Source organism: Micromonospora purpureochromogenes, assembly GCF_900091515.1.
Lineage (GTDB): Bacteria > Actinomycetota > Actinomycetes > Mycobacteriales > Micromonosporaceae > Micromonospora > Micromonospora purpureochromogenes.
In genome coordinates, this window is the sequence record NZ_LT607410.1 from 2,050,956 (window position 1) to 2,077,592 (window position 26,637).

General features: G+C 73.6%; 27 protein-coding genes. 20 read left to right on the plus strand and 7 right to left on the minus strand.

Annotated features, from left to right (window positions below):
• The first annotated feature begins 16 nt into the window (after positions 1 to 16).
• Entirely contained in the window at positions 17 to 778 is a 762-nt protein-coding gene (locus GA0074696_RS09620) for an SDR family NAD(P)-dependent oxidoreductase (protein WP_088960768.1), read from the plus strand.
• Between the two features lie 33 nt (positions 779 to 811).
• Here the strand turns inward: GA0074696_RS09620 and GA0074696_RS09625 are convergent, their stop codons facing one another.
• A complete protein-coding gene (locus GA0074696_RS09625; RefSeq protein WP_088960769.1) occupies positions 812 to 1,036 on the minus strand; it encodes a GntR family transcriptional regulator in 225 nt (74 codons plus the stop codon).
• Between the two features lie 588 nt (positions 1,037 to 1,624).
• Between GA0074696_RS09625 and GA0074696_RS09630 the strand changes: the two genes are divergently transcribed.
• From GA0074696_RS09630 to GA0074696_RS09645, 4 genes are all read left to right on the plus strand, one after another.
• Positions 1,625 to 2,581, plus strand: coding sequence for a helix-hairpin-helix domain-containing protein (locus tag GA0074696_RS09630; RefSeq protein ID WP_231925314.1), 957 nt, complete (start codon positions 1,625 to 1,627; stop codon positions 2,579 to 2,581).
• A gap of 143 nt (positions 2,582 to 2,724) precedes the next feature.
• A complete protein-coding gene (locus tag GA0074696_RS09635) occupies positions 2,725 to 5,088 on the plus strand; it encodes a ComEC/Rec2 family competence protein (RefSeq protein WP_088960771.1) in 2,364 nt (787 codons plus the stop codon).
• A 142-nt stretch (positions 5,089 to 5,230) separates the two neighbouring features.
• Complete coding sequence (gene holA, locus GA0074696_RS09640) at positions 5,231 to 6,211, plus strand: DNA polymerase III subunit delta (RefSeq protein WP_088964466.1); 981 nt, start codon at positions 5,231 to 5,233, stop codon at positions 6,209 to 6,211.
• Positions 6,208 to 6,687, plus strand: coding sequence for a hypothetical protein (locus GA0074696_RS09645; RefSeq protein WP_231925315.1), 480 nt, complete (start codon positions 6,208 to 6,210; stop codon positions 6,685 to 6,687). Before holA ends, GA0074696_RS09645 begins: the two co-directional genes overlap by 4 nt.
• Positions 6,688 to 6,853: 166 nt before the next feature.
• Here GA0074696_RS09645 and rpsT read toward each other — a convergent pair whose 3' ends face one another.
• Complete coding sequence (rpsT, locus tag GA0074696_RS09650) at positions 6,854 to 7,120, minus strand: 30S ribosomal protein S20 (RefSeq protein WP_088960772.1); 267 nt, start codon at positions 7,118 to 7,120, stop codon at positions 6,854 to 6,856.
• 113 nt (positions 7,121 to 7,233) lie between these two features.
• Positions 7,234 to 8,259, minus strand: coding sequence for an aminoglycoside phosphotransferase family protein (locus GA0074696_RS09655; RefSeq protein ID WP_088960773.1), 1,026 nt, complete (start codon positions 8,257 to 8,259; stop codon positions 7,234 to 7,236).
• An 85-nt stretch (positions 8,260 to 8,344) separates the two neighbouring features.
• Between GA0074696_RS09655 and GA0074696_RS09660 the strand changes: the two genes are divergently transcribed.
• The 9 genes from GA0074696_RS09660 (at position 8,345) to GA0074696_RS09700 (ending at position 16,824) form a co-directional block, all read left to right on the plus strand.
• Positions 8,345 to 8,950, plus strand: a complete 606-nt coding sequence (locus GA0074696_RS09660) for a DUF4240 domain-containing protein (protein ID WP_088964467.1) — start codon at positions 8,345 to 8,347, stop codon at positions 8,948 to 8,950.
• Positions 8,947 to 9,483 (plus strand): DUF4240 domain-containing protein, encoded by a 537-nt coding sequence (locus GA0074696_RS09665; protein WP_088960774.1) that lies wholly within the window; start codon positions 8,947 to 8,949, stop codon positions 9,481 to 9,483. Before GA0074696_RS09660 ends, GA0074696_RS09665 begins: the two co-directional genes overlap by 4 nt.
• 283 nt (positions 9,484 to 9,766) lie before the next feature.
• Entirely contained in the window at positions 9,767 to 11,644 is a 1,878-nt protein-coding gene (gene lepA / locus GA0074696_RS09670) for a translation elongation factor 4 (protein WP_088960775.1), read from the plus strand.
• A gap of 295 nt (positions 11,645 to 11,939) precedes the next feature.
• Positions 11,940 to 12,227, plus strand: coding sequence for a GlsB/YeaQ/YmgE family stress response membrane protein (locus tag GA0074696_RS09675; protein ID WP_088960776.1), 288 nt, complete (start codon positions 11,940 to 11,942; stop codon positions 12,225 to 12,227).
• A 254-nt stretch (positions 12,228 to 12,481) separates the two neighbouring features.
• Positions 12,482 to 12,769, plus strand: coding sequence for a GlsB/YeaQ/YmgE family stress response membrane protein (locus GA0074696_RS09680; protein WP_088960777.1), 288 nt, complete (start codon positions 12,482 to 12,484; stop codon positions 12,767 to 12,769).
• Positions 12,770 to 12,965: 196 nt separating this feature from the next.
• Entirely contained in the window at positions 12,966 to 14,255 is a 1,290-nt protein-coding gene (locus GA0074696_RS09685) for a sugar ABC transporter substrate-binding protein (protein WP_088960778.1), read from the plus strand.
• A complete protein-coding gene (locus tag GA0074696_RS09690) occupies positions 14,252 to 15,238 on the plus strand; it encodes a carbohydrate ABC transporter permease (RefSeq protein ID WP_088960779.1) in 987 nt (328 codons plus the stop codon). The genes GA0074696_RS09685 and GA0074696_RS09690 overlap by 4 nt, the downstream gene beginning before the upstream one ends.
• 11 nt (positions 15,239 to 15,249) lie before the next feature.
• Positions 15,250 to 16,083, plus strand: a complete 834-nt coding sequence (locus GA0074696_RS09695) for a carbohydrate ABC transporter permease (protein WP_088960780.1) — start codon at positions 15,250 to 15,252, stop codon at positions 16,081 to 16,083.
• A gap of 96 nt (positions 16,084 to 16,179) precedes the next feature.
• A complete protein-coding gene (locus GA0074696_RS09700) occupies positions 16,180 to 16,824 on the plus strand; it encodes an MOSC domain-containing protein (protein WP_088960781.1) in 645 nt (214 codons plus the stop codon).
• 75 nt (positions 16,825 to 16,899) lie between these two features.
• Here the strand turns inward: GA0074696_RS09700 and GA0074696_RS09705 are convergent, their stop codons facing one another.
• Positions 16,900 to 17,763: a hypothetical protein gene (locus GA0074696_RS09705; RefSeq protein WP_172894577.1), complete on the minus strand. Its 864-nt coding sequence runs from the start codon at positions 17,761 to 17,763 to the stop codon at positions 16,900 to 16,902.
• 107 nt (positions 17,764 to 17,870) lie between these two features.
• On the minus strand, positions 17,871 to 18,680 hold the full coding sequence (locus GA0074696_RS09710; RefSeq protein WP_088960782.1) for an enoyl-CoA hydratase-related protein: 810 nt from the start codon (positions 18,678 to 18,680) through the stop codon (positions 17,871 to 17,873).
• Positions 18,681 to 18,699: 19 nt separating this feature from the next.
• Between GA0074696_RS09710 and hemW the strand changes: the two genes are divergently transcribed.
• Positions 18,700 to 19,923, plus strand: coding sequence for a radical SAM family heme chaperone HemW (hemW, locus tag GA0074696_RS09715; RefSeq protein WP_172894579.1), 1,224 nt, complete (start codon positions 18,700 to 18,702; stop codon positions 19,921 to 19,923).
• Positions 19,924 to 19,966: 43 nt separating this feature from the next.
• Here the strand turns inward: hemW and GA0074696_RS32235 are convergent, their stop codons facing one another.
• Positions 19,967 to 20,665 (minus strand): DUF4870 domain-containing protein, encoded by a 699-nt coding sequence (locus tag GA0074696_RS32235; RefSeq protein WP_088960783.1) that lies wholly within the window; start codon positions 20,663 to 20,665, stop codon positions 19,967 to 19,969.
• Positions 20,666 to 20,898: 233 nt separating this feature from the next.
• Between GA0074696_RS32235 and hrcA the strand changes: the two genes are divergently transcribed.
• The 3 genes from hrcA (at position 20,899) to GA0074696_RS09735 (ending at position 23,876) form a co-directional block, all read left to right on the plus strand.
• Complete coding sequence (gene hrcA, locus GA0074696_RS09725; protein WP_088960784.1) at positions 20,899 to 21,921, plus strand: heat-inducible transcriptional repressor HrcA; 1,023 nt, start codon at positions 20,899 to 20,901, stop codon at positions 21,919 to 21,921.
• A gap of 76 nt (positions 21,922 to 21,997) precedes the next feature.
• Positions 21,998 to 23,140, plus strand: coding sequence for a molecular chaperone DnaJ (dnaJ, locus tag GA0074696_RS09730; RefSeq protein WP_172894581.1), 1,143 nt, complete (start codon positions 21,998 to 22,000; stop codon positions 23,138 to 23,140).
• A gap of 1 nt (position 23,141) precedes the next feature.
• Positions 23,142 to 23,876 (plus strand): 16S rRNA (uracil(1498)-N(3))-methyltransferase, encoded by a 735-nt coding sequence (locus GA0074696_RS09735; RefSeq protein ID WP_088960786.1) that lies wholly within the window; start codon positions 23,142 to 23,144, stop codon positions 23,874 to 23,876.
• A gap of 60 nt (positions 23,877 to 23,936) precedes the next feature.
• Here GA0074696_RS09735 and GA0074696_RS09740 read toward each other — a convergent pair whose 3' ends face one another.
• On the minus strand, positions 23,937 to 24,698 hold the full coding sequence (locus tag GA0074696_RS09740; protein ID WP_088960787.1) for an SDR family NAD(P)-dependent oxidoreductase: 762 nt from the start codon (positions 24,696 to 24,698) through the stop codon (positions 23,937 to 23,939).
• Positions 24,699 to 24,744: 46 nt separating this feature from the next.
• On the opposite strand from GA0074696_RS09740, the gene GA0074696_RS09745 reads away from it, so the two are divergent.
• Complete coding sequence (locus tag GA0074696_RS09745; protein ID WP_088960788.1) at positions 24,745 to 25,104, plus strand: histidine triad nucleotide-binding protein; 360 nt, start codon at positions 24,745 to 24,747, stop codon at positions 25,102 to 25,104.
• Positions 25,101 to 26,480, plus strand: coding sequence for a serine hydrolase domain-containing protein (locus GA0074696_RS09750; RefSeq protein WP_088960789.1), 1,380 nt, complete (start codon positions 25,101 to 25,103; stop codon positions 26,478 to 26,480). The genes GA0074696_RS09745 and GA0074696_RS09750 overlap by 4 nt, the downstream gene beginning before the upstream one ends.
• Positions 26,481 to 26,637: the final 157 nt, after the last annotated feature.

Sequence of the window (26,637 nt, forward strand, 5' to 3'; positions counted from 1 at the left end):
CTCGAAGGTGTGGACGATGTCGTACGTGGTGACCGGCGGTGGCCGCGGTGTCGGCCGCGCCGTGACCGAACGGCTGCTCGACACTGGTGGCACGGTGGTGGTCGTCGAGCGGGACCCGGACGCGCTGGCGTGGCTGCCTGCGCACCCCGCCGCTGACCGGCTGGTGCCGGTGGTCGGCGACGCGGCGGACGAAGCAGTCGCCGGGCACGCCGCCGACCTGGCCGAGGGGGCCGCGCCGCTGGCCGGCTGGGTCAACAACGCGGCGGTGTTCCGGGACGCCTCGGTGCACTCCGCGCCGCCGGCGCAGGTGTGGGACCTCATTGGACTCAACGTGCGCCCGGCCCTGGTCGGCGCGACGACGGCGGTACGCCGGTTCCTCGCCGCCGGCACCGGCGGCGCGATCGTCAACGTCTCGTCCCACCAGGCCCGCCGGCCGGTGCCGGGCTGCCTGCCGTACGCCACCGCCAAGGCGGCCGTCGAGGGGCTGACCCGGGCGCTGGCCGTGGAGTACGGGCCCCGGGGAGTACGCACCAATGCGGTCGCGCTCGGCTCGATCCACACCGAGCGGCATGCGGCGTTCCTGGCTGAGCGGGAGCCCGCTGAGGCGGAGTGGATCGAGGCGGAGCTGGCCCGGCTGCACCCGGTCGGCCGGGCCGGTCGGGTGGACGAGGTGGCGGAAGCCGTGGCGTACCTGCTCTCGGCGACCTTTGTGAACGGGGTGACCCTGCCGGTCGACGGGGGACGGGCGGTCCTGGGGCTGGACCCGGAGGCCCACTGACCGCCGGGTCGGGTTACAGCTGAGCGCGTCAACCTAGTCAGGTTCGGCGACGAAGACGCCTTGACCCTGTTGCCCGTAAATCAGGTTCCGCTCGTGTAGTTCCTTGACGGCCCGGTACGCGGTCGACCGTGCGACGTTGTAGATCTCGCCGATCTCGGAAACCGACGGTAGTTGTTGCCCAGGCCCGTACTCGCCAGAGCGAATCTTGGCCTCGATGTCATCGGCGACCCGCCGATAGTGCGGTGGTCTGGTTGGCATGATCGGCTCTCCCGGGCTTCAGCGGAGATCATGTTTCCAGCCTGAAGATGATCAGGACAAGCGGACAACCCGGCAGAGTGAGCACAGTGAAAACTTGACTACAGTGAGACAGTGGATACAGTGAGACAGCGTCCGGATGCTCCTGGGCTTCAGCAATCCGAGGTATCCGGACCATCCCGCCCTGGGGAGCACGACGGACGGGCTCTGCCCCCAGGGCGGGCCTTCATCGCGACGTGACGGAAGGTGCCCGGCGTGCCGATGGATGACGGCGAGATCACTTCCGCGGATGAGCTGTTCGCGATGATGAGGATCATCGACGCTCACTGGAGCCGGGCACTTGACCAGCCTTGGCGAGCAGGGGGATGCCTCGAGTGCCGGGATCGGGACAATTGTCGTCAGCTTGATTGGGCTTTAGGCGTTATGGCGATGTTGCTTCCGTCATGTTCCAGAAGTAGGAGTTCACCCCTGCCGCCGGGTGACGTAGCACAACGGTCGCATGATCAGGTGATTGTCCACATAGCAACGCCTCGTCCACAGGCACCGATCGTCGGCCGCTGGCACCTGCCCTTCCCTGCCTAGCCTCGCCTCGTGTCACACGACGAGGAGACAATGGTGCGGCAGCGGCTGTTCCGCCTGGTCGGGGCAACGTCGTCGGAGGGGGAAAGCTCGCGCCCCCGGCGTACCACGCCAGGAGACACCGAGCCGGCGCCAGCGCCTCGGTCGGGGCCATTCAATGAGCCGCCTCATGCATCCCGGCCCGGGCGCTTCGCCGATTCGGCCGCGCCGCCGTCCCAGCCCGGGCCCCCGCGACATTCCGCTCCGCTGGCATCCACCGCTCGGGCGTCGGACGTGGAGGCCGACGACGGGATGCCGGTACCCGACGAGGCCAACGCGTCCGTCGCCTCGGCCTCCCGGCTGCCCGGCCCCGGCGCCTTCGATCCGGGTCGACGCGGCGTGCGGGCGCTGGCCGCCGCCGCGCTGGTTGTAGTGCTCGGGGCCGGCTTCTGGGCCTGGCGGTCCCGGCCGCAGGCCGAACCGGTCCGCCCGGTGGCGTCCGTGTCCGCACCCGAGGTGTCCACCGCCTCCGAGGCGACCGCGACCGGCTCCGGCGAGCTGGTCGTCGCGGTCGCCGGCAAGGTACGTCGCCCGGGCCTGGTGCGGGTGCCGGCAGGCGCGCGGGTCGCCGATGCGGTGCAGGCGGCCGGCGGTGCCCTCCCCGGCGTGGACGTGACCCTGCTCAACCCGGCCCGCAAGGTGGCCGACGGGGAGCTGATCCTGGTCGGAGTCGCCGCGCCGCCCGGCCAGCCCGGCGCCGCCGCGCCCCCGGCCGCCGGTGACCCGTCCGCACCGGGCGGCCTGGTCAACCTCAACACCGCGACGCTGGCCCAGCTCGACGGGCTGCCCGGGGTCGGTCCGGTGCTCGCCCAGCGCATCCTGACCCACCGCGACCAACACGGCGGGTTCCGCTCGGTCGGCGACCTCCGCCAGGTAGAGGGCATCGGCGACGCGCGCTACGAGCAGCTCAAGGACCTGGTGACGGTGTGAGGCCGGCGGCGGAAGGCGGGCCGAAGCGGGTTCGTGGACCTGCGCACGGGAAGGTGCCTGCGGCTGGGCCGGTCCGTGCCGGTGGGGCGGTGTCCGCCGCGGCCGGCGGCCGATCGGATCGTGCCAGTGGGTCGGCCCTCGGGATGGAACCAAGCGGTGAGCCGCCCGACCTGCGGCTCGCCGGCCTGGCGGTGGCGGCGTGGCTGGCCGCCTTGGCCTGCCTGCACCTCGCCGCGCCGTCGGCGGCGCTGCTCGCCGCCACCGCCGCCGTTCTCGCCGCCCTCGGCGCTGCCCACCTGCTCGGCGCGCTCGGCCGTCCGGCCGGGCCCGTCCGCCGGTACGGCTGGATCGCCGTCGCGGTGCTGATCGGGGTGGTCTGCGGCGCCAGCGCCACTGCCGCCCGCCTGCACGTCCGCGACGCCGCCCCGCTGCGCACGCTGGTCGACGAGCGGGCCCGGGTCACCGCCGAGCTGGTGCTCCGCGACGATCCCCGTCCGATCCGCGGCGCTCCCGGCCGGCCGGCGACGCTGCTGGTGGCCGCCGAGCTGACCCGCCTCACCGAGTCCGACGGCCGGCGGGTGAGCGCCCCGGTGCGGGTGCTGGTGCTGGCCACCGACCCGGCCTGGCGCGGGCGGCTGCCGGGGCAGCGGCTCACCGCCGAGGGGCGGCTGACCGCGCCGCGCGGTGGAGACCTGACCGCCGCCGTGCTGATCGTGCCGGGGCCGCCGATGTCGCACGGTCCACCGCCGTGGCTCCAGCGGGCCGCCGGGACGCTCCGCGCCGGCCTGCAACGGGCCTGCGCCCCGCTCCCGGACGACCGGGGCGGGCTGCTTCCGGGGCTGGTGGTGGGGGACACCAGCCGGCTGCCGGCCACGGTGGAGGAGGACTTCCGGGCCGCCGGGATGACGCACCTCAACGCCGTCTCCGGCTCCAACGTGGCGATCGTGGTGGGCGCGGTACTGCTCCTGGTCCGCTGGGCGCGGGCCGGCCCGGGCGTGGCGGCGGTGCTCTGCGGGCTGGCCCTGGTCGGCTTCGTGATCCTGGTCCGCCCCTCGCCGAGCGTGGTACGGGCCGCGACCATGGGGGCGATCGGGCTGGCGGCGCTGGCCGCCGGGCGGCCCCGGGCGGCGCTGCCCGCGCTGAGCGCCGCGGTGGCTGTGCTGGTGCTGATGGACCCGGACCTGGCCGGGGACGCCGGCTTCGCGCTCTCCGTGCTGGCCACCGGAGGACTGCTGCTGCTGGCGCCGAGGTGGCGGGACGCGCTGCGGCGGCGGGGCGTACCGGCGGGGCTGGCCGAGGCGCTGGCCGTCCCGGCGGCGGCGCAGCTCGCCTGCGGGCCGGTGGTGGCCGGCATCTCCGGCACGGTCAGCCTGGTCGCGGTGCCGGCGAACCTGCTGGTGGTGCCCGCCATCGCGCCCGCCACGGTGCTCGGGGTGCTGGCCGCCGCCGTCTCACCGGTCTGGCCGGCCGGCGCGGAGTTTGCCGCCTGGCTGGCGAGCTGGCCGGCCTGGTGGCTGGTGACGGTCGCCCGGGTCGGCGCGCGGCTGCCGGCGGGCACGCTGCCCTGGCCCGGCGGGGTGCCGGGTGCGCTGCTGCTGGCCGGGCTGACCGTGGCGCTGCTGCTCACCATCCGGCGGCCGGTGGTGCGCCGGCTGGTGGCGGTCGGCACCGCCGCAGTGGTGCTCGGGACCCTGCCCGTCCGGATCCTCGCCAGCGGGTGGCCGCCGGCCGGCTGGGTGATCGTCGGCTGCGCGGTGGGCCAGGGCGACGCCCTGGTGCTGCCGGTCGCGGCCGGTCGGGCCGTGGTGGTCGACGCCGGCCCGGAACCGTCCGCCGTGGACGGCTGCCTGCGCCGGCTCGGCGTACGGGAGGTGTCGCTGCTGGTGGTGAGCCACTTCCACGCCGACCATGTGGGCGGGGTCGCCGGGGTCTTCCGGGGGCGGCGGGTGGTCGAGGTGCGCACCCCGGGGCTGGCCGAGCCGGCGGCCGGGCGTGCCCACGTCGCCGGCGCGGCGGCCGGCGCCGTCGTCCTCCGGGCCGCCGGGGCCGGCTGGTCGTACCGGGTGGGCGGGGTGGAGCTGGTGGCGCTCGGTCCGCCGTACCCGCTGCACGGCACCCGGTCCGATCCGAACAACAACTCCCTGGTGCTGCGCGCCACCGTGGCCGGGGTGCGCATCCTGCTCGCCGGGGACGCCGAGACCGAGGAGCAGCGCGCCCTGCTGGACCGGGTGCCGCCTGACGGGCTGCGGGCCGAGGTGCTCAAGGTCGCCCACCACGGCAGCGCGTACCAGGATCCGGCGTTCCTCGACGCGGTCCGGCCTGCCGTGGCGCTGGTTGAGGTTGGCGTCGACAACGACTACGGACATCCCAGCGCGTCGGTGCTGGCCCGGCTGGTCCGGGGCGGCGTGCGGGTGCTGCGTACCGACACCGACGGGGACGTGGCGGTGGTGACCGGCCGGCACGGCTTGGCGGTGGTGACGCGGGGCGTTGCGCCGGGACGCCGGTGATCTGGTCGAGAGGGTCGCCAGGGCGAGCCGCATTGTGGGGGTGGGCCCGCATTAACGTAAATGTCTGGATTCGCGCTGAGTGCGGGGTCCGCCGTCACAGCCGCCGCTGACCAGGCACGATCCCCCGGTGGAGCGTGCCAAGATGGGCGGCGTGACCGCCGCCAGCCTTCCTCCCATTCTGCTCGTCCTCGGCGACGAGGAGCTGCTCGCCACGCGCGCGGTGACGGAAGCGGTGGCGAAAGTCCGCAGCGTCGACCCAGACGTGGACGTCCGGGAGTACCAGGCCGGGGCGCTGACGGTCGGTGAGATCGCCGAGATGCTCAGCCCCTCGCTCTTCGGCGGGCGGCGGGTGCTGGTGCTCCGGGCCGGCCAGGACGCCCGGAAGGATCTCGCGACCGCGCTGCTCGCGTACGCGAAGAACCCCGACCCGGACGTCCAGCTGGTGGTGCTGCACGTGGGCGGGGCGAAGGGCAAGGCGTTCGCCGACGGGCTGAAGGCGGCCGGCGCCACCGTGGTGCCCGCGATGAAACTCAAGGGCCACCGGGAGCGGGTGGCGTTCGTCCGGGAAGAGATCCGCCGGAGCGGCGGGAAGTGCACCGAGGACGCCGCCGAGGCGCTGATCGCCGCCGTCGGCGGGGACCTGCGGGACCTGGCCGCCGCCTGCTCGCAGCTGATCGCCGACACCGACGGGCGGATCGGCGCCGACACCGTGGCCCGGTACTACCGGGGCCGGGTCGAGGTGACCGGCTTCACGGTCGCCGACGCGACCATGATCGGCGACGTCCCGGGGGCGCTGGAGGCGCTGCGCTGGGCCCTGCACGTCGGGGTCGACCCGGTGCCGATCGCCGACGCCCTCGCCGACGGAGTGCGCACCGTGGCCCGGGTCGCCGCCGCCGGCCGGGGCGACCCGTACCAGCTCGCCAGCACCCTCGGCATGCCCGCCTGGAAGATCAAGAACGCGCAGCAACGGGCCCGGGGCTGGACCCCCGAAGGCCTGGTCGAGGCGATGCGGGCGGCCGCCGAGTGCAACGCGGCGGTCAAGGGCGGCGCGGACGACCGGGCGTACGCGTTGGAGAAGGCGGTCTTCTCCGTCGCGGCCGCCCGGCGGGGCGGCGCCCGGTGACCGGCCCCACCCGGACGGCGTGGAGCACCGTGCCCGGCGCGGACGAGCGGTACCGCCCGCTCTACGCCAGGGCGCTCGGGCTGCGCGTCGTCAACCCGGGTGGGGTGCTCTGCTTCCTCTTCTTCGAAGGCGCGGTGGCGCTCGCCGTGCTGCTGGCCCTGGCCGAGCTGGTGAGTTGGTGGGCGGTGGTGGTGCTGCCCGCCGCCGTGGCGCTGATGGTCAAGCTCAACGACATGGTGGCCGAGCGGGTCGTCCGCTCGGCGGCGCTCGTGCCGGAGCAGGAACGGGACCGGTTCCGGCGGCAGATGGAGCCGGTCGTCGGGCGGGCGCGGGTGCCCCGCACCCTGCCCGGCATGGTGGTCGCCACCGAGCCGGCGCCCGCGCCGCCATGGGAGCGGCAGCAGGGCACGCCGGAGTGGCGGCCGGGGGCGCGCTGGTCCACCGGCCCGGACGGGGATTCCGCCGCCCGGTCCTGACCCGCCCCGGTCGTTCGAGACCGTGATCAATCCCCGTTTGTTATGTCGGGGACCGCCCAACACACCGCAAATGGGGTCGATCATGGGCCGACGGGGCTCAGGAACGCGGACAGCCTGAAGCCCCGGGCTACGCCCGGGGCTTCAGGTCAGGTCTGGGGTCGCTCGGTCAGACCGAGAGCGAGCCGACGCGCTTCGCGATCGCCGACTTCCGGTTAGCCGCCTGGTTGGCGTGGATGACGCCCTTGCTGGCGGCCTGGTCCAGCTTGCGGGCCGCGTCACGCATGAGAACGGTGGCCTTCTCGGCGTCACCGGCCTCCGCAGCCTCGTTGAACTTCCGGATGGCGGTCTTCAGCGACGACTTGACCGACTTGTTACGCAGCCGGCGCTTCTCGTTCTGCCGGTTGCGCTTGATCTGGGACTTGATGTTCGCCACGCGACAGCCTCGTCTTGATAGCTCGGTTTGGTCTGCTTCTGCGCGCGACAAGCAGGCGTCATCGCTGCGCGAAGAGCCAGGTTACCAGGTCGGCCGGGACGAGCCAAAACGACTCAGCTCCAGCCCTGCCGAACGGCCAGCCAGTGCAGCGCCTGTTCCCCGCTGAACCGCTGGTGCGCCCCCAGGTGGGGCGAGACCGCCGGCGCGGGGCGCGGGGCGGGTGGGGCCGGTGGTGGGCCGGCGGCGGCGGAGGTGAGGTAGTAGCCGGCCAGTGCGGCCAGCGTCACGTCGAGGGCGTCCGGCGGGGCGCCGGCCGCGGCCGGATGGCCGGCGAAGATCGCATCCACGGGCAGCCCGTCGGCGTACCCGGTGATCAGCAGGCCGGCCAGGTCGAACCAGGCGGGGCCGTGGCAGATCCAGTTCCAGTCGCAGAACCAGGCCCGGCCGCCGGCGTCGAGCAGCACGTTGTCCACCCGTAGGTCGCCGTGGACCAGGCCGCGGCCGGCGGCGGCGTACCCGGGCAGCCGGGACTCCAGCGCGACCAGTTCGGTCAGGCGGCCGTGCGCGGCGGCCGGCATCGGTGGCACCGGTTCGCGCCCGGCGGCCACCTCGCCCCACCACAGGATGTCGTCGCGGGCCAGGTCCGCCAGGTGGGGCAGGCCGAGGGCGACCAGCTCGGCGGGCGGGTCGGCCAACGCGGCGGCCAGCTCGGCGTACCCGGCGAGGACGGCGTCCAGCTCGGTCCGGTCCCAGGGCAGCCGGGGCGTGCGGCCGTCGACGGCGTCCAAGGCGAGCGCGTACCAGCCGGACGCGGTCAACGCCCAGCGTGGGCGGGGGACCGGCAGGCCGGCCGGGAGCCGGGCGAGGACCGCCGCCTCCCGGCCGTACCAGTCGGCCAGGTGCCGCTGGTGGGTCAGGTCGGCGGCCTTGACGAAGATCCGGCCGCCGTCCGCGCCGGTCAGCAGGGCGGCGAACCCGCCGGTGAAGCCCGCTGTCGCGGTCCGCGCCGACACCACCGGCGCGCCGAGCCGGGCGGCCACCGCGGCGCGCAGCCCGGCCGGCAGCGTCGACCAGTCCGGCCGGACGGCGGTGGCGTGGTACGGCACCGGGGGCGGCGGGAGCGCGGGCACGCCCACCATGCTGCCCTGCCGGTGCGCCCCCGCCCAGCCGCGCGGCCGTCCCGGCTTCCTGTCGTACCGCGCTGGCAGCATCCGCCCCGTGCGCATGGACGAGTTCTGGGCGTTGATCGAGCGGTCCGCCGCCGTCACCGCCCGCCCCGACGAGCGGCTGGCCTGGCTCACCGACCGCCTGGCCGAGCGGCCCGCCGCCGTGGCGGTGGACTTCGCCGTCCGCCTCGACGAGCTGCGGGGCCGGGTCGACACCTGGCGGCACTGGGGCGCGGCGCTGCTGATCTGTGGCGGCCTCTGCTCCGACGACGGCTTCCACTACTTCCAGGCCTGGCTGGTCGGGCTCGGCCGGGCGGCCTTCGAACGGGTCGCCGACGACCCGGACGCGCTCGCCGACGTGCCGCAGGTGCGTTGCCTGGCCGGGCGGCATCCGCGCGAGTGGGCGGAGGACGAGTGGCCGGAGTGGGAGGGCCTGGACTACGTCGCGGACGAGGCGTACGAGCGGGTCACCGGCGAGGAGGAGGGCCTGGACGAGGCCGTCGAGGCCCGGAGGCGGGAGCTGAGTTCCTCACCCGACCCCGCCGACGAGCGGTGGGATCTCGGCGACCCGGCCGAACTGGCCCGCCGGTACCCGCGACTCGCCGCCATGTTCCCGCTGCCGGATCGCGCCCGGGAGCGGGTCTGGGAGACTGCCAGGCCATGAGGACCGACGACTTCTGGCAGCTGATCGACGAGGCGCGGGCCGGCGCCGGGGGAGAGGGCGACGCGGTCGCCGCCCGCGCGGTCGCCCTGCTGGCCGAGCGGGACCCGGAGGACATCGTCGGGTACGCGCGCCACCAGCAGCGGGTCCTGTCCGCCTCCTACCGGGTCGACCTCTGGGGCGCGGCCTACCTGATCAACGGGGGCGCCTCGGACGACGGTTTCGAGTACTTCCGGGGCTGGCTGATGACCCAGGGCAGGGCGGTGTTCGCCCGGGCGGTGGCCGACCCGGACTCCCTGGCGGAGCTGCCCCGGGTGCGGGCCGCCGCGCTCAGCGGCGAGGAGTTCGAGTGCGAGGACATGCTCGCAGTGCCGTGGGAGGCGTACCGGAAGGCGACCGCGACCGAACTGCCGGCGGAGCGGGACCCGGTCGCGGTGCCCGACCTCAACGACTTCTGGGACTTCGACGACGAGGACGAGGCCCGGCGCCGGCTGCCCCGGCTGGCGGCGCTCTTCGTGGAGCCGCCGGAGGAGTGACCCGACCGGGCCGGGGGAGGCCGCCGGGCCCAGCGACCGGTGGGCGGCCGCCGGAGGAGTGACCCGGCTGGGCTGGAGGAGGCGGCCGGGCCGAGTGCCGGCACGGGCCGGGCGGGCCGTCGGAGGAGTGACCCGGCTCGGCCGGGGAAGGCCGGGGGTGGGCCGCCCGGCGGTGAGCCGCGGCACCCAGGTGTGATCGGACCGCGTCCGGAGCGACGTGGGAGCATAGAGGGGGCCGGCGGCGCGCCGGCCCGCTCACGTCAGCCGACCAGAACGGACAGCTGTGCCACCGAAGCTCGATCCCGGCGCGAACGCTCCTGGTGCCACCGACCCCGGCCGCATCCGGAACTTCGGCATCATCGCCCACATCGACCACGGGAAGTCGACCCTGGCCGACCGGATGTTGCAGCTCACCGGCGTGGTCGACCCCCGGCAGATGCGGGCGCAGTACCTCGACCGGATGGACATCGAGCGCGAGCGCGGCATCACCATCAAGAGCCAGGCCGTCCGGATGCCGTGGACCATCCGGGAGGGCGACCGGGCCGGCGAGCAGGCCGTGCTCAACATGATCGACACCCCGGGCCACGTCGACTTCACCTACGAGGTGTCCCGCTCGCTGGCCGCCTGCGAGGGTGCCGTGCTGCTGGTCGACGCCGCTCAGGGCATCGAGGCGCAGACGCTGGCGAACCTCTACCTCGCGCTCGAGAACGACCTGCGCATCATCCCGGTGCTCAACAAGATCGACCTGCCGGCCGCCCAGCCGGAGAAGTACGCCGAGGAGCTGGCGCACCTGATCGGCGGCGACCCGGCAGACTGCATCAAGGTCTCCGGCAAGACCGGCGAGGGGGTGCCGTACCTGCTCGACGAGATCGTCCGGCAGTTCCGGCCGCCCGTCGGCGACGCCGACGCGCCCGCCCGGGCGATGATCTTCGACTCGGTCTACGACGTCTACCGGGGCGTGGTCACCTACGTCCGGGTGATCGACGGGCGGATCAGCGCCCGCGACCGGATCAAGATGATGTCCACGGGTGCCGTGCACGAGCTGCTGGAGATCGGCGTCATCTCGCCCGAGATGGTGAAGGCCGAGGCGCTCGGCGTCGGCGAGGTCGGCTACCTGATCACCGGCGTGAAGGACGTCCGCCAGTCCCGGGTCGGTGACACGGTCACCATCAACTCCCGCCCGGCGAGCCAGGCCCTCGGCGGCTACAAGGACCCGAAGCCGATGGTCTACTCCGGCCTCTACCCGATCGACGGCTCGGACTACCCCAACCTGCGCGAGGCGCTGGACAAGCTCAAGCTCAACGACGCCGCGCTGGACTACGAGCCGGAGACCTCCGGCGCGCTCGGCTTCGGCTTCCGCTGTGGCTTCCTCGGCCTGCTGCACCTGGAGATCATCCGGGAGCGGCTGGAGCGGGAGTACAACCTCGACCTGATCTCCACCGCGCCGAACGTGGTCTACCGGGCCCTCACCGAGGACGGCGAGGAGATCGTGGTGACCAACCCGAGCGAGTACCCCACCGGCAAGATCGCCGAGGTGTACGAGCCGGTCGTGCGCGCCACCGTGCTGACCCCGAACGACTACGTGGGCGCGGTGATGGAGCTGTGCCAGGGCCGCCGGGGCAGCCTGCTCGGCATGGACTACCTCTCCGCCGACCGGGTGGAGCTGCGCTACACGCTGCCCCTCGCGGAGATCATCTTCGACTTCTTCGACCAGTTGAAGAGCCGCACCAAGGGCTACGCCTCGTTGGACTACGAGCCCTCCGGCGAGCAGGCGTCCGACCTGGTCAAGGTCGACATCCTGCTGCACGGCGAGCCGGTGGACGCGTTCAGCGCGATCGTGCACAAGGACAAGGCGTACAACTACGGGGTCAGCATCGCGGCCAAGCTGCGCAGCCTGATCCCGCGCCAGCAGTTCGAGGTGCCGATCCAGGCGGCCATCGGCAGCCGGGTGATCGCGCGGGAGACCATCCGGGCGATCCGCAAGGACGTGCTCGCCAAGTGCTACGGCGGTGACATCAGCCGTAAGCGCAAGCTGCTGGAGAAGCAGAAGGAAGGCAAGAAGCGGATGAAGATGGTCGGCCGGGTGGAGGTCCCCCAGGAGGCCTTCATCGCCGCCCTCTCCTCCGACTCCGGCGACGCCAAGGCGCCCGGCAAAAAGTAGCGCGACGGCTGACGGCCGGCATCCTCCCGCGGGGGTGCCGGCCGTTTCGCGTGCCCGCCGCCGGGCCGTACCCGGGAATTTTCCGGTGGCCGCCGCGGCCCTGCCCGGTGTCGGCCCATGCGGCCTGAGCTGCGGGTTTGCCGTGCTGCGCGGCAATCGACGCGGGGGTCGCGTATCGACAGGGGGCGTCAGCCGTTTCGCTGAGTCGGTTTGGATTTTCGGACGGTCGGGAATCTAGCGGTCACGACAGGAACCACACACCCCGTGTGACCCAATCTTCAGAAGGAGGGCGACCGTGGAGCTCACCGTTTGGGGCATCATCACCGCGATCGTTGTTGGTCTCATCGTCGGCGCTCTTGGCCGCCTGGTCGTGCCGGGCCGTCAGAACATGCCGATCTGGCTGCACATGCTGATCGGTATCGGCGCGGCCCTGCTGGGCACCGTGCTGGCGCGGGCCATCGGCATCGCGACCGAGACCTCCGGCATCGACTGGATGGAACTGCTGGTGCAGGTCGTGCTGGCCGCCATCGCCGTGGCCCTGGTGGCCGGCGTGGGTCGTCGCCGCAGCATCACCCACCGGTAATCCAGCGCACCGCACGCTCAGCGGGCGCCCGTTCCCCTCGGGGGCGGGCGCCCGCTCGCGTCTGCCCCCGGAACCCCGGCCCACCCGCTGACCTCCGTGCGACGGCTGCGACGGCTGCGACGAAAGTACAGGTCACGGCGAATCTCGACCAGATCGTTCCCGGAGTCGGTTTGGAAAATTGCGGGATCGGGAACCTTATCGATCACGCCAAGAACCACACACTCGTGTGTCATACCTACAGAAGGAGGACGGTCGTGGAGCTCACCGTCTGGGGCATCATCACCGCCATCGTCGTCGGTCTCATCGTCGGCGCGCTGGGCCGCCTGGTCGTGCCGGGCCGGCAGAACATGCCGATCTGGCTGCACATGCTGATCGGTATCGGCGCGGCCCTGCTGGGCACCGTGCTGGCGCGTGCCATGGGCATCGCGACCGAGACCTCCGGCATCGACTGGATGGAACTGCTGGTTCAGGTCGTGCTGGCCGCCATCGCCGTGGCCCTGGTGGCCGGCGTGGGTCGTCGCCGCAGCGTCACCCACCGGTAAGCAGCGACAACGCTCGTCGACGGGCGCCCGACCGAGAGGTCGGGCGCCCGTCCGCGTACCCGGAACGGGTCTGCTCCCCGACCCGCCGGCTGCGGTACCGTCGCCTCGCCCGGAACCCGCCCCTGTCGTAAAGGAATTTTTCCTACTAGGGTGCGGCAGAGAAGGTTACTGCCAGACGGCGCGAGGGAGAAGTGGCGTGAACAGGTGGAAGCGGCTGGCTCCGGTCACCGCCGTCGTGGCCTCGGCCGCGATGGTGCTCGCCGGTTGCGGGGGCTCCGGCGACGACGAAGCGGCCGACAAGAGCAAGCTCACGGTCTGGATGATGGGCGAGGGCAGCGACGCCCAGACGAAGTTCCTCGACGGCGTCGAGACCGAGTTCCGGCAGAAGCACCCCGACACCGACGTGGTCGTCCAGTACATCCCCTGGCTGGAGGCGCCGAAGAAGTTCCAGGCGGCGCTCGCCGGCGGTGAGGGGCCGGACGTCACCGAGCTGGGCAACACCGAGACCCAGGGCTGGGCGGCCCAGGAGGCGCTCGCCGACGTCACCGGGAAGATGTCCGGCTGGGCGGAGAGCAAGGACATCCTGCCGGACCTGGTGAAGAACGCCCAGCTCGACGGCAAGCAGTACGGCGTCCCGTGGTACGCCGGCGTCCGCGCCATCTACTACCGCACCGACTGGTTCGCCGAGGCCGGCGTGAAGACGCCGACGAACTGGGACGAGCTGGTCGCCGCCGCCAAGGCCGTGCAGGCCAAGAAGCCGGGCACCTACGGCATCGCGCTGCCGGGCAACTCCGAGCTGCCCTTCTACTCGTTCCTCTGGGGCGCCGGCGGCGAGATCGCCACCAACCAGGGCGGCAGCTGGAAGTCCGGCTACACCACGCCGGAGGCGCAGAAGGCGGTCAAGTTCTGGACCGACCTGGTCACCGTGCACAAGGTCGCCCCGCCGGCCGCCGCCGGCTGGAACGAGATCGACGCCCGCACCCAGTTCGCCACCGGCAAGGCGGCGATGGCCTTCGGCGGTAGCTGGCAGGGCGGCGCCATCAAGAAGGACAACCCCGACATCGAGAAGGTCTGGGGCACCTTCCCGATCCCCGGCCCGGACGGCAAGCCGGCCCCGGCGTTCGCCGGCGGCTCCGACATCGCCCTCTGGAAGGACAGCAAGAAGCAGGACCTGGCGTGGGACTACCTCACCGTCCTGTTGAACAAGAAGAACGCGAAGGCCTTCGCCAGCAGCCTGAACTTCTTCCCGGTCTACTCCGACCAGGTCAGCGGCGGTGAGTACGCCAACGACAAGATCATGGCCGCGTTCGCCACCACCATGCAGAACACCAAGGTCACCCCGCTGACCCCGAAGTGGGTGGAGGTCAGCCGCACCAAGACGGTGACCCAGGCGATGAACAGCTCGGTGATGAAGGGTCAGAAGACGGTCGAGCAGGCCACCGCCGACGCCGCCGCCGAAATGGAAAGCATTCTCAACGCGAAGTGAGCACCCTGACCAAGTCCACCGGGACTGCCACCGTGCGGAAGACCTCCGCACGACGGCGGCCCCGCGTGGACCACCTGCCGTACCTGCTCCTGCTGCCCTGCCTGGTGGTCATCGGGGTGCTGCTGCTCTGGCCGCTCGGCCAGGTGGTGGCGATGTCGTTCTACAAGCTGGACAGCGTCCGGCAGCTGCGCGGCGACCGCGAGTGGCCGTGGGTGGGGCTGGGCAACTACACCCAGATCCTCGGCGACCCGTTCTTCCGTACGGTGCTGCGCAACACGGTGCTCTTCGCCGCCGCGAACGTGGTGCTGACGATGATCCTCGGCACCCTGGTCGGGCTGCTGCTCAACCGGCTCGGCCGGCGGATGGCCACCTTCGTGGCGAGCTGCGTCATGCTCGCCTGGGCCACCCCGGCGCTGACCGGCACGATCGTCTGGAAGTGGATCTTCGACGACACCAGCGGGCTGGTCACCTGGCTGTTCAACAAGCTGCCCGACGGGCTGTCGACCACGCTCTTCGGCCGCAGCGACTGGACCGGGTACGGCTGGTTCAACTCCCCGCTGCTCTTCTTCGCCATCCTCACCCTGGTGGTGGTCTGGCACTCCTTCCCGTTCATCGCGGTGAGCGTGCTCGCCGGGCTCAAGAGCGTGCCGAGCGAGCTGCACGAGGCGGCCCGGGTCGACGGGGCCGGGCCGTGGAAGGTGTTCTGGAAGATCACCTTCCCGTTGCTGCGGCCGGTCTTCGGGATCCTGATCGTGCTCAGCACCATCTGGGACTTCAAGGTCTTCACCCAGCAGTTCGTGCTGGCCGGCGGCACCCAGGACCGGCCGACGTTCATGCTCTCCATCTACTCGTACGCCGAGGCCTTCTCGCCGCCGCCCAAGTACGGCGTGGGCTCCGCGATCGCGGTCATCCTCACCCTGATCCTGCTGGTGGTGACCGGTCTCTACGTCCGCATGGTGCTCAAGCAGGGGGAGGACGCGTGAGGCGCGGCGCGGTGGTGAAGCGGGTCGCCCTCAACGGCGCGGGCCTGCTGGTGGCGCTCTTCGCGGCCTTCCCCGTCTACTGGATGGTCGCCACGTCACTGAAGCCGAACCGGGAGATCTTCTCGTCGACGCCCCGGCCGGTGCCGGCCGAACCGACCCTGGACCACTACCGGGAGATCCTCACCGGCAACCTGATCCCGGGCGTGACGTTCGCCGACTTCTTCCTCAACAGCGCCCTGGTGGCGGTGAGCACGGTGCTGCTCAGCGGCCTGGTCGCGCTGCTCGCGGCCACCGCGGTGGCCCGGTTCCGGTTCACCCTCCGGACCAGCTTCCTGATCATGCTGCTGGTGGTGCAGATGATCCCGCTGGAGGCGCTGGTCATCCCGCTGTTCCTGATGATCCAGCGGCTCGGGCTCTACAACACCCTGCCCAGCCTGATCCTGACCTACCTCGGCTTCTCGCTGCCGTTCGCGGTCTGGATGCTGCGCGGCTTCGTTGCCGCGGTGCCCAAGGAACTGGAGGAGGCCGCGGCGATCGACGGGGCCAGCCGAGCCCAGATCTTCCGTCGGATCCTCTTCCCGCTGGTGGCGCCGGGCCTGGTCGCCACCAGCATCTTCTCCTTCATCACCGCCTGGAACGAGCTGATCTTCGCGTTGACCTTCGTCAACGACCAGGACCGGTACACCCTGCCGGTGGCGATGACCTTCTTCTTCGGCCGGGACGACACCGCGTGGGGGTCGGTGATGGCCGCCTCGACGCTGTTCACCCTGCCGGTGGTCGTCTTCTTCCTGCTGGTGCAGCGCCGGATGGTCTCCGGACTGGTCGCCGGCGCCGTCAAGGGCTGAGCCGCCCGTCGAGGGCTGAGCCGCGCCGTCGAGGGCTGAGCCGACGGCGGATCGGCGGGTGCCCCGGACCCGGCGCCCACGGCTAGGCTCTGCGCCATGACGGGCAGGCTGGCGGCGGTGAACCTCGGCATGGTGACCGAGGCGGAGTGGGCGGGCGACGCGAGCGGCCGCACCGGCATCGACAAACGACCGGTCGACGGTCCGGTGCTGCTGCGCGCCGACGGGGTGGCCGGGGACTTCATCGGCGAGCGGGCCCACCACGGCGGCCCCGACCAGGCGGTCTACGCGTACGCGGGGGAGGACGCCGAGTGGTGGTCGGCTGAGCTGGGGCGCACCCTCCCGCCCGGCGGGTTCGGCGAGAACCTGACCACCTCGGCGGTGGACGTGACCGGGGCGGTCATCGGCGAGCTGTGGGCGATCGGCTCGGCGGTGCTCCAGGTGACCAAGCCGCGTACCCCCTGCACCACCTTCGCCGGGTTCTGGGACGTACCCGACCTGATCAAGCGGTTCACGGTGCGGGCGGCGCCCGGGGCGTACCTGCGGGTGCTGCGCGAGGGCGAGGTCGGCGCGGGCGACCCGGTCGAGGTGGTGGACCGGCCGGCGCACGGGGTCACCATCGGTGAGGTGTTCCGGGCGATGAACCTCGAACCGGAGCTGCTGCCCCGGCTGCTGGACGCCGCCGAGCTGCCGGCGCCGGTCATGGAGAAGGTCCGTCGCCGGGTGGCCGGCAGCCGCGCCTGACCCGGCGGGACTTCGGGTCGCGCGACGCCGGTAGGCCGGCGCCCGCGTCGGGCCGCAGGGTGCCGGCGACCGGGGTCACCCCTCGGCGAAGACCTCCGCCAGCACCTGGCCGTCGGCCGGGCGGCCGTCGGAGACCTTGGCCCAGGTGCCGGCCTCGGCGGTCCACTCCAGGCCGGCGAAGCGGACCCGCTTCACCCCGTGGTCGGGTGCGTGGGACACCAGCCAGTGGGCGTACCGCCAGCCGTCGCGACCGTCGGCCGCGGGCACGGTGAGCCCGGTCAGCGCGGCCACCGTGCCGGTGCCCGGCAGCCCCCAGTCCAGGGTCAGGCCGCGGGTCAGCGCCGCCGCGGCCGCCTCACCCCGCATGACCGGCGTCCGGCTCACCGTGCAGGCCACCGCGCCGGTCGCCTCGCCGAGCAGGGCGCGGGTCAGCACCTCGGACTCGTCCGCCCACTTCTGGTACGCCGTCGGGAAGGCCGACCGCTGGACCGCCTGGGCCGCGTCGGTGACCCGCATCTCCTCCCAGCCGCGCACCTTCTTCAGCGCGGCGTAGAAGCGGTTGGCCGCGTACCGCTGGTCGCGGATCTGCTGCGGGGTGCCCCAGCCCTGGCTCGGCCGCTGCTGGAACAGGCCGATCGAGTCCCGGTCGCCGCCGGAGAGGTTGCGCAGGCCCGACTCCTGGTACGCGGTGGCCAGCGCGACCACCACCGCCCGCTCGGGCATCTGCCGCTGGATACCGATCGCCGCGATCGTCGCCGCGTTCGCCATCTGGTCGGCGTCGAGGAGCACCGTGCCGTCGGCCTGGACGGTGCAGGTGCGGCTGGCGACGGGGAGCCGGAGCTCGCCGCCGAGCTGACGGACGACGACCCAGACCCCGAGAAGAGCGACGACCGCGAACACGACACCGACTGCGGCAATTGCCCGAGTTCGCACCCGCACCTCCTGTTTCACGGTCATCCCCAGCGTACGTGCCCGAAAAGGCGAGCCGGGTCGGCCGACCGGTTCACATTTTCGGGAGCAAAGGAACGAAGCACCTCGAACCGGTGCTACCGCGCCCCGTCTGCCGGACCACCGTCCAGAGCGGCCACCCATCGAGCCGATCGCTTCTCGCGGAAGGCGAGCACGCCCTCGCGGCCCTCGTCGGAGAGGAAGTAGCCGGTGGAGAGGGCGGACAGCTCGGCGATCTCGCCGCGCAGGTCGGTGGGGGCCGGGCGGCGCAGCAGCCCCTTCGCCCCGGCCAGTGCCCCCGGCGCGCCGCGCACCAGCGAGGCGCAGTAGCGCTCCACCGCCGCGTCCAGCCCGTCCGCCGGCACCGCCGCGGTCACCAGGCCGATCTCGGCGGCCCGCCGGCCGTCGAAGGTGTCCCCGGTCAGGTACAGCTCGGCCGCCGCGCGCGGGTGCAGCCGGGGCAGCACCGTGGCGGAGATGACCGCCGGGATCACCCCGATCCGCACCTCGGTGAAGGCGAACGTCGCCTCCTCGGCGCAGACCGCCAGGTCGGCCGCCGCGATCAGGCCCAACCCGCCGGCCCGCGCCGGCCCGGCCACCTTCGCCAGCACCGGCTTCGGGCACTCCCAGACCGCCGCCAGCACGTCGCCGAGCATCCCGGCCGGCACGCTCCCGCTGGCGTACGCGGCGGCCGTCTCCTTCAGGTCCGCGCCGGAGCAGAAGACCGGCCCGGTGTGGTCCAGCACGATCACCCGTACGGCGTCGTCGGCGACCGCCGCGGCGATCCCGGCCAGCAGCTCCGTCATCAGGGGCGTGGAGAGCGCGTTGCGGTTGTGCGGGCTGTCCAGGGTGAGGGTGGTCACCCCGCGGGCCGTGGCGACCCGCACGAGGCGGTCGGGAGAGGTCATGCCGGGCACACTAGTGGCCATGCCCGGCGTCCTTCCAGAAGGCGAGACCGTCCCCGTCGATGGGTCGCTGCCCGCCACCGCCCTGAGCGCGGTCGGCGCGCGCGGCTTCGGCGTGTACGTCCACGTGCCGTTCTGTGCCAGCCGCTGTGGCTACTGCGACTTCAACACCTACACGGCCGCCGAACTCGGCGGCGGCGCCGACCGGGAGTCGTACGCCGACACCGTGCTGGCCGAGCTGGCGCTGGCGGCCCGGGTCCTCGGCGACACCCCGCCGCCCCGGGTGGACACCGTCTTCGTCGGCGGTGGCACGCCGACCCTGCTCCCCGCCGACGACCTGGCCCGCATCCTGGACGGCATCGACCGCACCTGGGGGCTGGCCGCCGACGCCGAGGTGACCACCGAGGCCAACCCCGAGTCGGTCACCCCGCAGTCGCTGCGCACCCTGCGCGCGGCCGGCTACACCCGGATCTCCCTGGGCATGCAGTCCGCCGCGCCCGGGGTGCTGGCGATCCTCGATCGCCGGCACAGCGCCGGCCGGGCGGTCGCCGCCGCGCTGGAGGCCCGCGACGCCGGGTTCGACCACGTCAACCTGGACCTGATCTACGGCACGCCGGGGGAGAGCACGGCGGACTTCGCCGCCAGCCTCGACCAGGTGGTCGCCGCCGGGGTGGACCACGTCAGCGCGTACGCCCTGATCGTGGAGGACGGCACCCGACTCGCCGCCCGGATGCGGCGCGGCGAGCTGCCGTACCCGTCGGACGACGTGGCGGCGGACCGGTACCTGGCCGCGGAGGCCGTCCTCGACGCGGCCGGCTTCTCCTGGTACGAGGTCTCCAACTGGGCCCGCTCCGAGGCGGCCCGGTGCCGGCACAACCTGCTCTACTGGACCGGCGCGGACTGGTGGGGCCTCGGCCCGGGGGCGCACAGCCACGTCGGCGGGGTGCGCTGGTGGAACGTCAAGCACCCCACGGCGTACGCGAAGCGCCTGGCCGCCGGGGAGTCGCCCGGCCTGGCCCGGGAGGTGCTGACCGCCGGCGAGGCGCACATGGAGGACGTCATGCTCCGGCTGCGGCTCGCCTCCGGCCTGCCGCTGGATGCCCTCGACCCGGCGGGTCGGGCGGGTGCCGAGCGGGCGCTGGCCGACGGCCTGCTGGACCCGGCGGGGCACGCGGCGGGGCGGGCGGTGCTCACCCTGCGCGGGCGGCTGCTGGCCGACGCCGTGGTCCGCGACCTGCTGCCCTGATCCCGCGCGGCCCGGCCGGCCCGGCTGGGCCGGCCGGGACCGGTCACTTCTTGAAGGCGTAGCTCGCCGGGTAGCGGTAGACCACACCCTCGGTGGCCTTCACCCCGCCGATGATGCCGAAGATGATCGGCACCAGGGCGGTCAGGATCGGGATGAAGAAGAGCACCCCACAGGTGACGATGGCCAGGACGAAGCCGATGACGTTGGCGATCGCCCAGGTGATCTGGAAGTTCAGCGAGGCCGTGGCGTGCGCCCGCACGGTGGGCGACTGCTGGCCCTTGGCGGAGAGCGCGATCAGCGGCGCCACCCAGCCGAGCAGGCTGCCGCCGACGATCACGCCGACCGGGCCGCCGAAGTGCGCGACCAGCGACCAGGTCTTGTCGTCGTCGGTGGCGTAGCCGGCGCCCGGGGCGCCGTACCCGCCGCCGGGAGCGCCGTACCCGCCGCCGGGAGCGCCGTACCCGCCGCCGGGAGCGCCGTACCCGCCGCCGGGAGCGCCGTACCCGCCGGCGGTCGGATAGCCGACGCCCGGCGCGGAGTAGCCGCCCGGCGGTGGGTAGCCGCCCGACGGCGGTTGGTCACCGGTGGGTGGTGGATAGCCACCGGGCGGGGGATAGCCGCCCGCCCCGGGTGCCCCGGACAGTGGTGCGGTGGGCGGCTCGTACGACGAGCCGGAGGGGGCGGTCGGGTCCGGGCGGTCGCCGGGGTCCCCCGCTCCGGGAGGGCGAGGTGGTTCAGTCATGGACGTCACGGTAGGGGTTGCCGGCAAGCCCTCACCAGAGCGACACCGCCCCGGATGTCCGGATGATCGGCCCTGGCGCGCCGTCCGGGTGGCGGGGCGCACCCGTGGTCCGTCGCTGATCATCGCGTCAGCGGGGACGCCGACGTAGACTGGCACTCGCTACAGTCGAGTGCCAGTGCGCTCGCCCGGGCGCCTCAGTCGCTCCGGGCCGACGTGCGTCAGGAGGTGGGGAGATGGGTCTCGACGACCGCAAGCTCGCCGTGCTGCGCGCGATCGTCGAGGACTACGTCGCCACGCAGGAGCCGGTCGGCAGCAAGGCCCTGGTGGAGCGGCACCAGCTCGGCGTCTCGCCGGCCACGGTGCGCAACGACATGGCCGTGCTGGAGGAGGAGGGCTACATCCGGCAGCCGCACACCAGTGCCGGCCGGGTGCCCACCGACCGTGGCTACCGCCTCTTCGTCGACCGGCTGTCCCGGGTCAAGCCGCTCAGCCCGGCCGAGCGCCGGGCGATCGAGCGCTTCCTGGTCGGCGCGGTCGACCTGGACGACGTGGTGCACCGCACCGTACGGCTGCTGGCCCAGCTGACCCGGCAGGTCGCCGTGGTGCAGTACCCGTCGCTGGCCCGCTCCTCGGTGCGCCACCTGGAGCTGGTGCCGATCTCCACCACCCGGCTGATGCTGGTCATGATCGCCGACACCGGCCGGGTCGAACAGCGACTGGTGGAGCTGCCCGCGCCGATCCCCGCCGACCACGTCACCGACCTGCGCCGGCTGGTCAACGAGAAGCTGGTCGGCAGCCGGCTGTCGGAGACCCCGCCGCTGGTCCAGGCGCTGGTCGACGAGTCCGCCCCGTACCTGCGCGGGGCGATGACCACGCTCTCCACCGTGCTGCTGGAGACGCTGGTCGAACGGCACGAGGAGCGCATCGCGCTCGCCGGCACCGCGAACCTCACCCGGGGTGGCCTGCTCGACTTCCAGGGCTCGCTGCGGCCCATCCTGGAGGCGCTGGAGGAGGAGGTGGTGATGCTCAAGCTGATCGGCGAGGCCGAGTCGACCACCACCCGGGTGCTGATCGGCGACGAGAACGAGATCGACAACCTCCGGGCCGCCTCCGTGGTCAGCACCGGCTACGGGCCGGGGGCGACCGCGCTCGGCGGGCTGGGCGTGTTGGGCCCCACCCGGATGGACTACCCCGGCACCATCGCCACGGTGAGGGCCGTGGCACGCTACGTGGGCGAGCTGCTGGCCCAGAACTGATCCAGGGCAGGGGCCGGCACCCGGCTCCGGCCGACGACCGGCGCAACGCGAGACGAACATGAGGACACCGAACGCAGTGGCCAGGGACTACTACGGCATTCTCGGCGTGAGCCGGGAAGCCTCCGACGACGAGATCAAGCGCGCCTACCGCAAGCTGGCGCGGCAGTTCCACCCGGACGTCAATCCGGACCCGGAGGCTCAGGAGAAGTTCAAGGACATCAACGCCGCGTACGAGGTCCTCTCGGACGACCGCAAACGGCAGATCGTCGACCTGGGTGGCGACCCGCTCGCCCCGGGTGGCGGCGGCGCGGGGCCGGGCGGTCCCGGCGGCGCGGGCCCGTTCGTCGGTTTCCAGGACATCATGGACGCGTTCTTCGGCGGCGCCGCGGGCGGCGCCCGGGGGCCGCGGCCGCGTACCCGGCCGGGCGCCGACGCGATCCTGCGGCTGGAGCTGGACCTGCACGAGACCGCGTTCGGCGTCGAGGCGCCGATCACGGTCGACACCGCGGTGCTCTGCACCACCTGCTCCGGCGCCGGCACCGCCGCCGGCACCCACCTGGCCACCTGCGAGGCGTGCGGCGGCCGGGGCGAGGTGCAGTCGGTGCAGCGCACCTTCCTCGGCCAGGTGGTCTCCGCCCGCCCCTGCACCGTCTGCCAGGGGTACGGCACCACCATCCCGCACCCCTGCCCGACCTGCGCCGGCGACGGCCGGGTGCGCACCCGCCGCTCGCTGACCGTCAAGATCCCCGCCGGGGTCGAGGACGGCATGCGGATCCGGCTCGCCCAGCAGGGCGAGGTGGGCCCGGGTGGCGGCACCGCCGGCGACCTCTACGTGGAGATCCACGAGCGGCCCCACGACGTGTACTCCCGCAAGGGCGACGACCTGCACTGCCGGGTCACCGTGCCGATGACCGCCGCCGCGCTCGGCACCCGGCTGACCATCAAGACGCTGGACAGCGAGGAGACGGTCGACGTCAAGGCCGGCACCCAGCCGGGCAGCACGCTGCGGCTGCGCGCCCGGGGCGTACCGCACCTGCGCGGCACCGGCCGGGGCGACCTCTACGTCCACCTCGACGTGCGGACCCCGACGAAGCTCGACGCCGACCAGGAGAAGATGCTGCGCGACTTCGCCAAGACCCGGGGCGAGGAGGTCGCCGAGCTGACCAAGCAGGGCGGCTTCTTCTCCCGGATGCGCGACGCCTTCAACGGGCACGCCTGAGGTGTCCGCGCCGCTGTTCCTGGTCGAGGCGCTGCCCACCGGCGACACGCTGACCCTGGACGGGCCGGAGGGCCACCACGCGGCCACCGTGCAGCGGCTGCGCGTCGGCGAGGAACTGCTGCTGGCCGACGGCCGGGGCGGCACGGCCGCCGCCGTGGTCACCACCGTCGGCCGGGGCACCCTCGACGTGCGGGTCACCTCCCGGGGGTACGCCGACGCGCCGGTCCCCCGGATCGTGGTGGTGCAGGGCATCGCCAAGGGGGACCGGGGCGAGCTGGCCGTGCAGGCGATGACCGAGGTCGGGGTGGACGAGATCGTGCCCTGGGCGGCGTCCCGCTCGGTGACCCAGTGGCGCGGCGACCGGGGCGTACGGGCCCGGGACAAGTGGGTGGCGACCGCCCGGGAGGCGGCCAAGCAGGCCCGCCGGCCCTGGCTGCCGGTGGTGGCCGGCGCCCCGGACGAGTCCACCGGGACCGTGGTCCGGCGGATCGCCGGAGCCGGTGCCGCCTTCGTGCTGCACGAGGAGGCCGACGAGCGGCTGACCACCGCCGAGCTGCCCCGCACCGGCGAGATCGTGCTGGTGGTCGGCCCGGAGGGTGGCATCGCCCCGGTCGAGCTGACCGCCTTCGCCGACGCCGGCGCCCGCCCGGTGCGGCTCGGTCCGTCGGTGCTGCGCACCTCCACGGCCGGGGTGGCCGCGCTGAGCGTGCTGGCCACCCGCCTCGGTCGCTGGTAGCCGGGGCGGGGGAAGACCGGCTCCTCCTCCGCTGATCGTCGGGCGTCGCCCGGGCCGGCGTCAGGTACGCAGGTAGGAGGCGCCGTTGAGGTCGACGATGGTGCCGGAGGCCCACTGCGCCTCGGGGCTGGCCAGCCAGTGCACGGCGGCGGCGATCTCCTCGGGCCGGGCCACCCGGCCGAACGGGCTCTGCGCCCGGATCGCGTCGCCCTGCTCGCCGGTCAGGTGCTCCGTGGTCATGTCGGTCGCCACGAAGCCCGGGGCGACCGTGGCGACCGCGATGCCGTACGGGGCGAGCGCGACGGCGAGGGACTGCCCCAGCGCGTTCAGGCCGGCCTTGCTGGCGCCGTACGCGGGCTGGTCCGGCTCACCCCGGAACGCGCCCCGCGACGACACGTTCACCACCCGGCCACCGCGTTCCCGCATGTGCTGGGCGGCGCACCAGGTGACGTTGCCCGCCCCGGTCAGGTTGGTCTCCAGCACCCGCCGCCACTGCCGCTGCCACTGCTCGTACGAGGCGCCGAAGACCGGGTGCGGGGCGTCCCGGTCGCCGTACACGCCGGCGTTGTTGACCAGCACGTCGAGCCCGCCGAGCCGGGCGGCGGCGTCGTCCACCATGGCCCGTACCGCCGCCGGGTCGGTGAGGTCCGCGCGGACCACCACGTGGCCGTCCCCGGGCAGTTCGGCGCGGAGCGCCTCGGCCAGCTCGGCCGAGTCCCGATGGTGGATCGCCACCCGGTCCCCGTCCGCCGCGAACGCCTGCGCCACCGCGCGGCCGATGCCGCGCGAGGCCCCCGTCACCAGTACCGCTCGTGAAGTCACGCGGCACATCATGCCCGAGGCGCTCGGCACGCCTTACCATGCCCCGATGGGATCCGACTGCCTGTTCTGCCGCATCGCCGCCGGGGAGATCCCGGCCACCATCGTCCGGGAAACCGACACCACCCTCGCCTTCCGCGACCTCGACCCGAAGGCGCCGGTGCGCGTGCTGGTCATCCCGAAGGAGCACTACGCCGACGTGGCCACGCTGGGGCAGGGCGACCCGAAGCTCGCCGGGGAGCTGCTCGCCACGGCGGCGGCGGTGGCCGAGGACGAGGGGCTGCTCGGGGACGGCTTCCGGCTGATGTTCAACACCGGCGCGTACGGCGGCCAGGAGGTCTTCCACGTGCACGCGCACCTGCTCGGCGGCGCGCCGCTCGGCCCGATGCTGGCCCGGAACGTCGCGTGACGGCTGAGCACGACCGGCTGGCCCGGATGGTGCGCCGGGTGCAGGCGCAGGCCCGGGTGCCGGCCCTGGCGGCGGCCCTGCACCGCGCCGACCGGCCGCTGTGGACCTGCGAGGTCGGCGGCACCGGCACCGGCACCGACGTCGACCTCGGCGCGGGCACCCGGTTCCGGATCGGCTCGGTGACCAAGACCTTCACCTCGGTGCTGGTGATGCAGTGCCGCGACGACGGCCTGCTCGGCCTGGACGACCCGATCGGCCGCCACCTGGCGCTGCCCGCGCACGGCGAGCTGACCGTACGCCGACTGCTGTCGCACACCGCCGGCCTGCAACGCGAGCCGTACGGCGACGTCTGGGACACGCTGCGCGCCCCCGGCGCGGACGAGCTGGTCGCCGAGCTGGCCCGGGCCGAGCGGGTGCTGCCGTCCGGTCGCCGTTACCACTACTCCAACCTGGGCATGGCGCTGCTCGGCCGGCTGGTCGGCGAGCTGCGCGGCGGCTCCTGGGCCGAGGTGCTCACCGAGCGGGTGCTGACCCCGCTGGGCCTGGCCGCCACCTCGGTCACGCCGGGGCCGGGGGCGGCCACCGGGTTCCTGGTCGACGCCTACTCCGACGAGGCGCACCCGGAGCCGCCGACCGACTTCGGCGCGATCGCCCCGGCCGCCCAGCTCTGGAGCACCGCGACCGACATGGCCCGGTGGGCGGCCTTCCTGGCCGACCCGGTGGCGTTGGACCCGGCCGGGGCGGTGCTCGCCCCGGCCTCGTTGGACGAGATGCGTTGGCCGCTGACCACCACCGACGAGACGCTCTGGGCGGCCGGTTTCGGGCTCGGCCTGATCCTGGTGCCGTACCCGGACCGGGTGGTGCACGTGGGGCACGACGGCGCCATGCCGGGCTTCCTCGCCGCGGTCTACGGCCGGCGCGGCGGCGACGGCACGGCCGGCGCGATGGGCTGCGCGGTGCTCGGCTCCTCCGGCACCGCGGCGGAGGTCTTCGACCTGCCGCACCGGCTGCTCGCCGCGTCCGCCGAGCACGACCCGGCCGACGTCCCGCCGTGGCGGCCGGGCGAGCCCGCCCCCGGGTCGCTGCGCGGCATGCTGGGCCGCTGGTGGGGCGAGGGCTTCGAGTACGTCTTCAGCTGGCACGACGGCGCGCTGCGCGCCCGGGGCGCCGACGACCCGGCGGGGAAGCCCCCGGCGGTCTTCGCGCCGGTGCCGGACGCTCCGGACGTCTTCCGGACGGTCACCGGTCGGGAGGTCGGCGAGCTGCTGCGGCTGACCCGGGACGAGCACGGCACGGTGGTCCGGATGCACTGGGCGACCTACCGCTTCACCCGCCGTCAGGAGGCCTTCGACCGGTACGACTTCCGCGCCGGCTGACCCGACCCCCGCCCTGGGCGCGGGTGCGTGGTGTGGGTGTCGCCGAGAGGTATTGCCCACCCTGCGCCCGCCCCCGGGGGCGGCGGAAATGGACGCGGTGCCGCGGCTGTTGAGCGGATACGATGGGTGTAACGTCCGCACGCCGCGCCAGCAGGGC

Excerpts from the sequence above, each read along its gene's own strand:
- GA0074696_RS09620 (WP_088960768.1), top strand. The coding sequence starts at position 17 with ATGTCGTACGTGGTGACCGGCGGTGGCCGCGGTGTCGGCCGCGCCGTG.
- GA0074696_RS09625 (WP_088960769.1), bottom strand. The coding sequence starts at position 1,036 with ATGCCAACCAGACCACCGCACTATCGGCGGGTCGCCGATGACATCGAG.
- GA0074696_RS09635 (WP_088960771.1), top strand. The coding sequence starts at position 2,725 with ATGGAACCAAGCGGTGAGCCGCCCGACCTGCGGCTCGCCGGCCTGGCG.
- holA (WP_088964466.1), top strand. The coding sequence starts at position 5,231 with ATGGGCGGCGTGACCGCCGCCAGCCTTCCTCCCATTCTGCTCGTCCTC.
- GA0074696_RS09655 (WP_088960773.1), bottom strand. The coding sequence starts at position 8,259 with ATGGTGGGCGTGCCCGCGCTCCCGCCGCCCCCGGTGCCGTACCACGCC.
- GA0074696_RS09660 (WP_088964467.1), top strand. The coding sequence starts at position 8,345 with ATGGACGAGTTCTGGGCGTTGATCGAGCGGTCCGCCGCCGTCACCGCC.
- GA0074696_RS09665 (WP_088960774.1), top strand. The coding sequence starts at position 8,947 with ATGAGGACCGACGACTTCTGGCAGCTGATCGACGAGGCGCGGGCCGGC.
- GA0074696_RS09700 (WP_088960781.1), top strand. The coding sequence starts at position 16,180 with ATGACGGGCAGGCTGGCGGCGGTGAACCTCGGCATGGTGACCGAGGCG.
- GA0074696_RS09710 (WP_088960782.1), bottom strand. The coding sequence starts at position 18,680 with ATGACCTCTCCCGACCGCCTCGTGCGGGTCGCCACGGCCCGCGGGGTG.
- hemW (WP_172894579.1), top strand. The coding sequence starts at position 18,700 with ATGCCCGGCGTCCTTCCAGAAGGCGAGACCGTCCCCGTCGATGGGTCG.
- GA0074696_RS32235 (WP_088960783.1), bottom strand. The coding sequence starts at position 20,665 with ATGACTGAACCACCTCGCCCTCCCGGAGCGGGGGACCCCGGCGACCGC.
- hrcA (WP_088960784.1), top strand. The coding sequence starts at position 20,899 with ATGGGTCTCGACGACCGCAAGCTCGCCGTGCTGCGCGCGATCGTCGAG.
- GA0074696_RS09745 (WP_088960788.1), top strand. The coding sequence starts at position 24,745 with ATGGGATCCGACTGCCTGTTCTGCCGCATCGCCGCCGGGGAGATCCCG.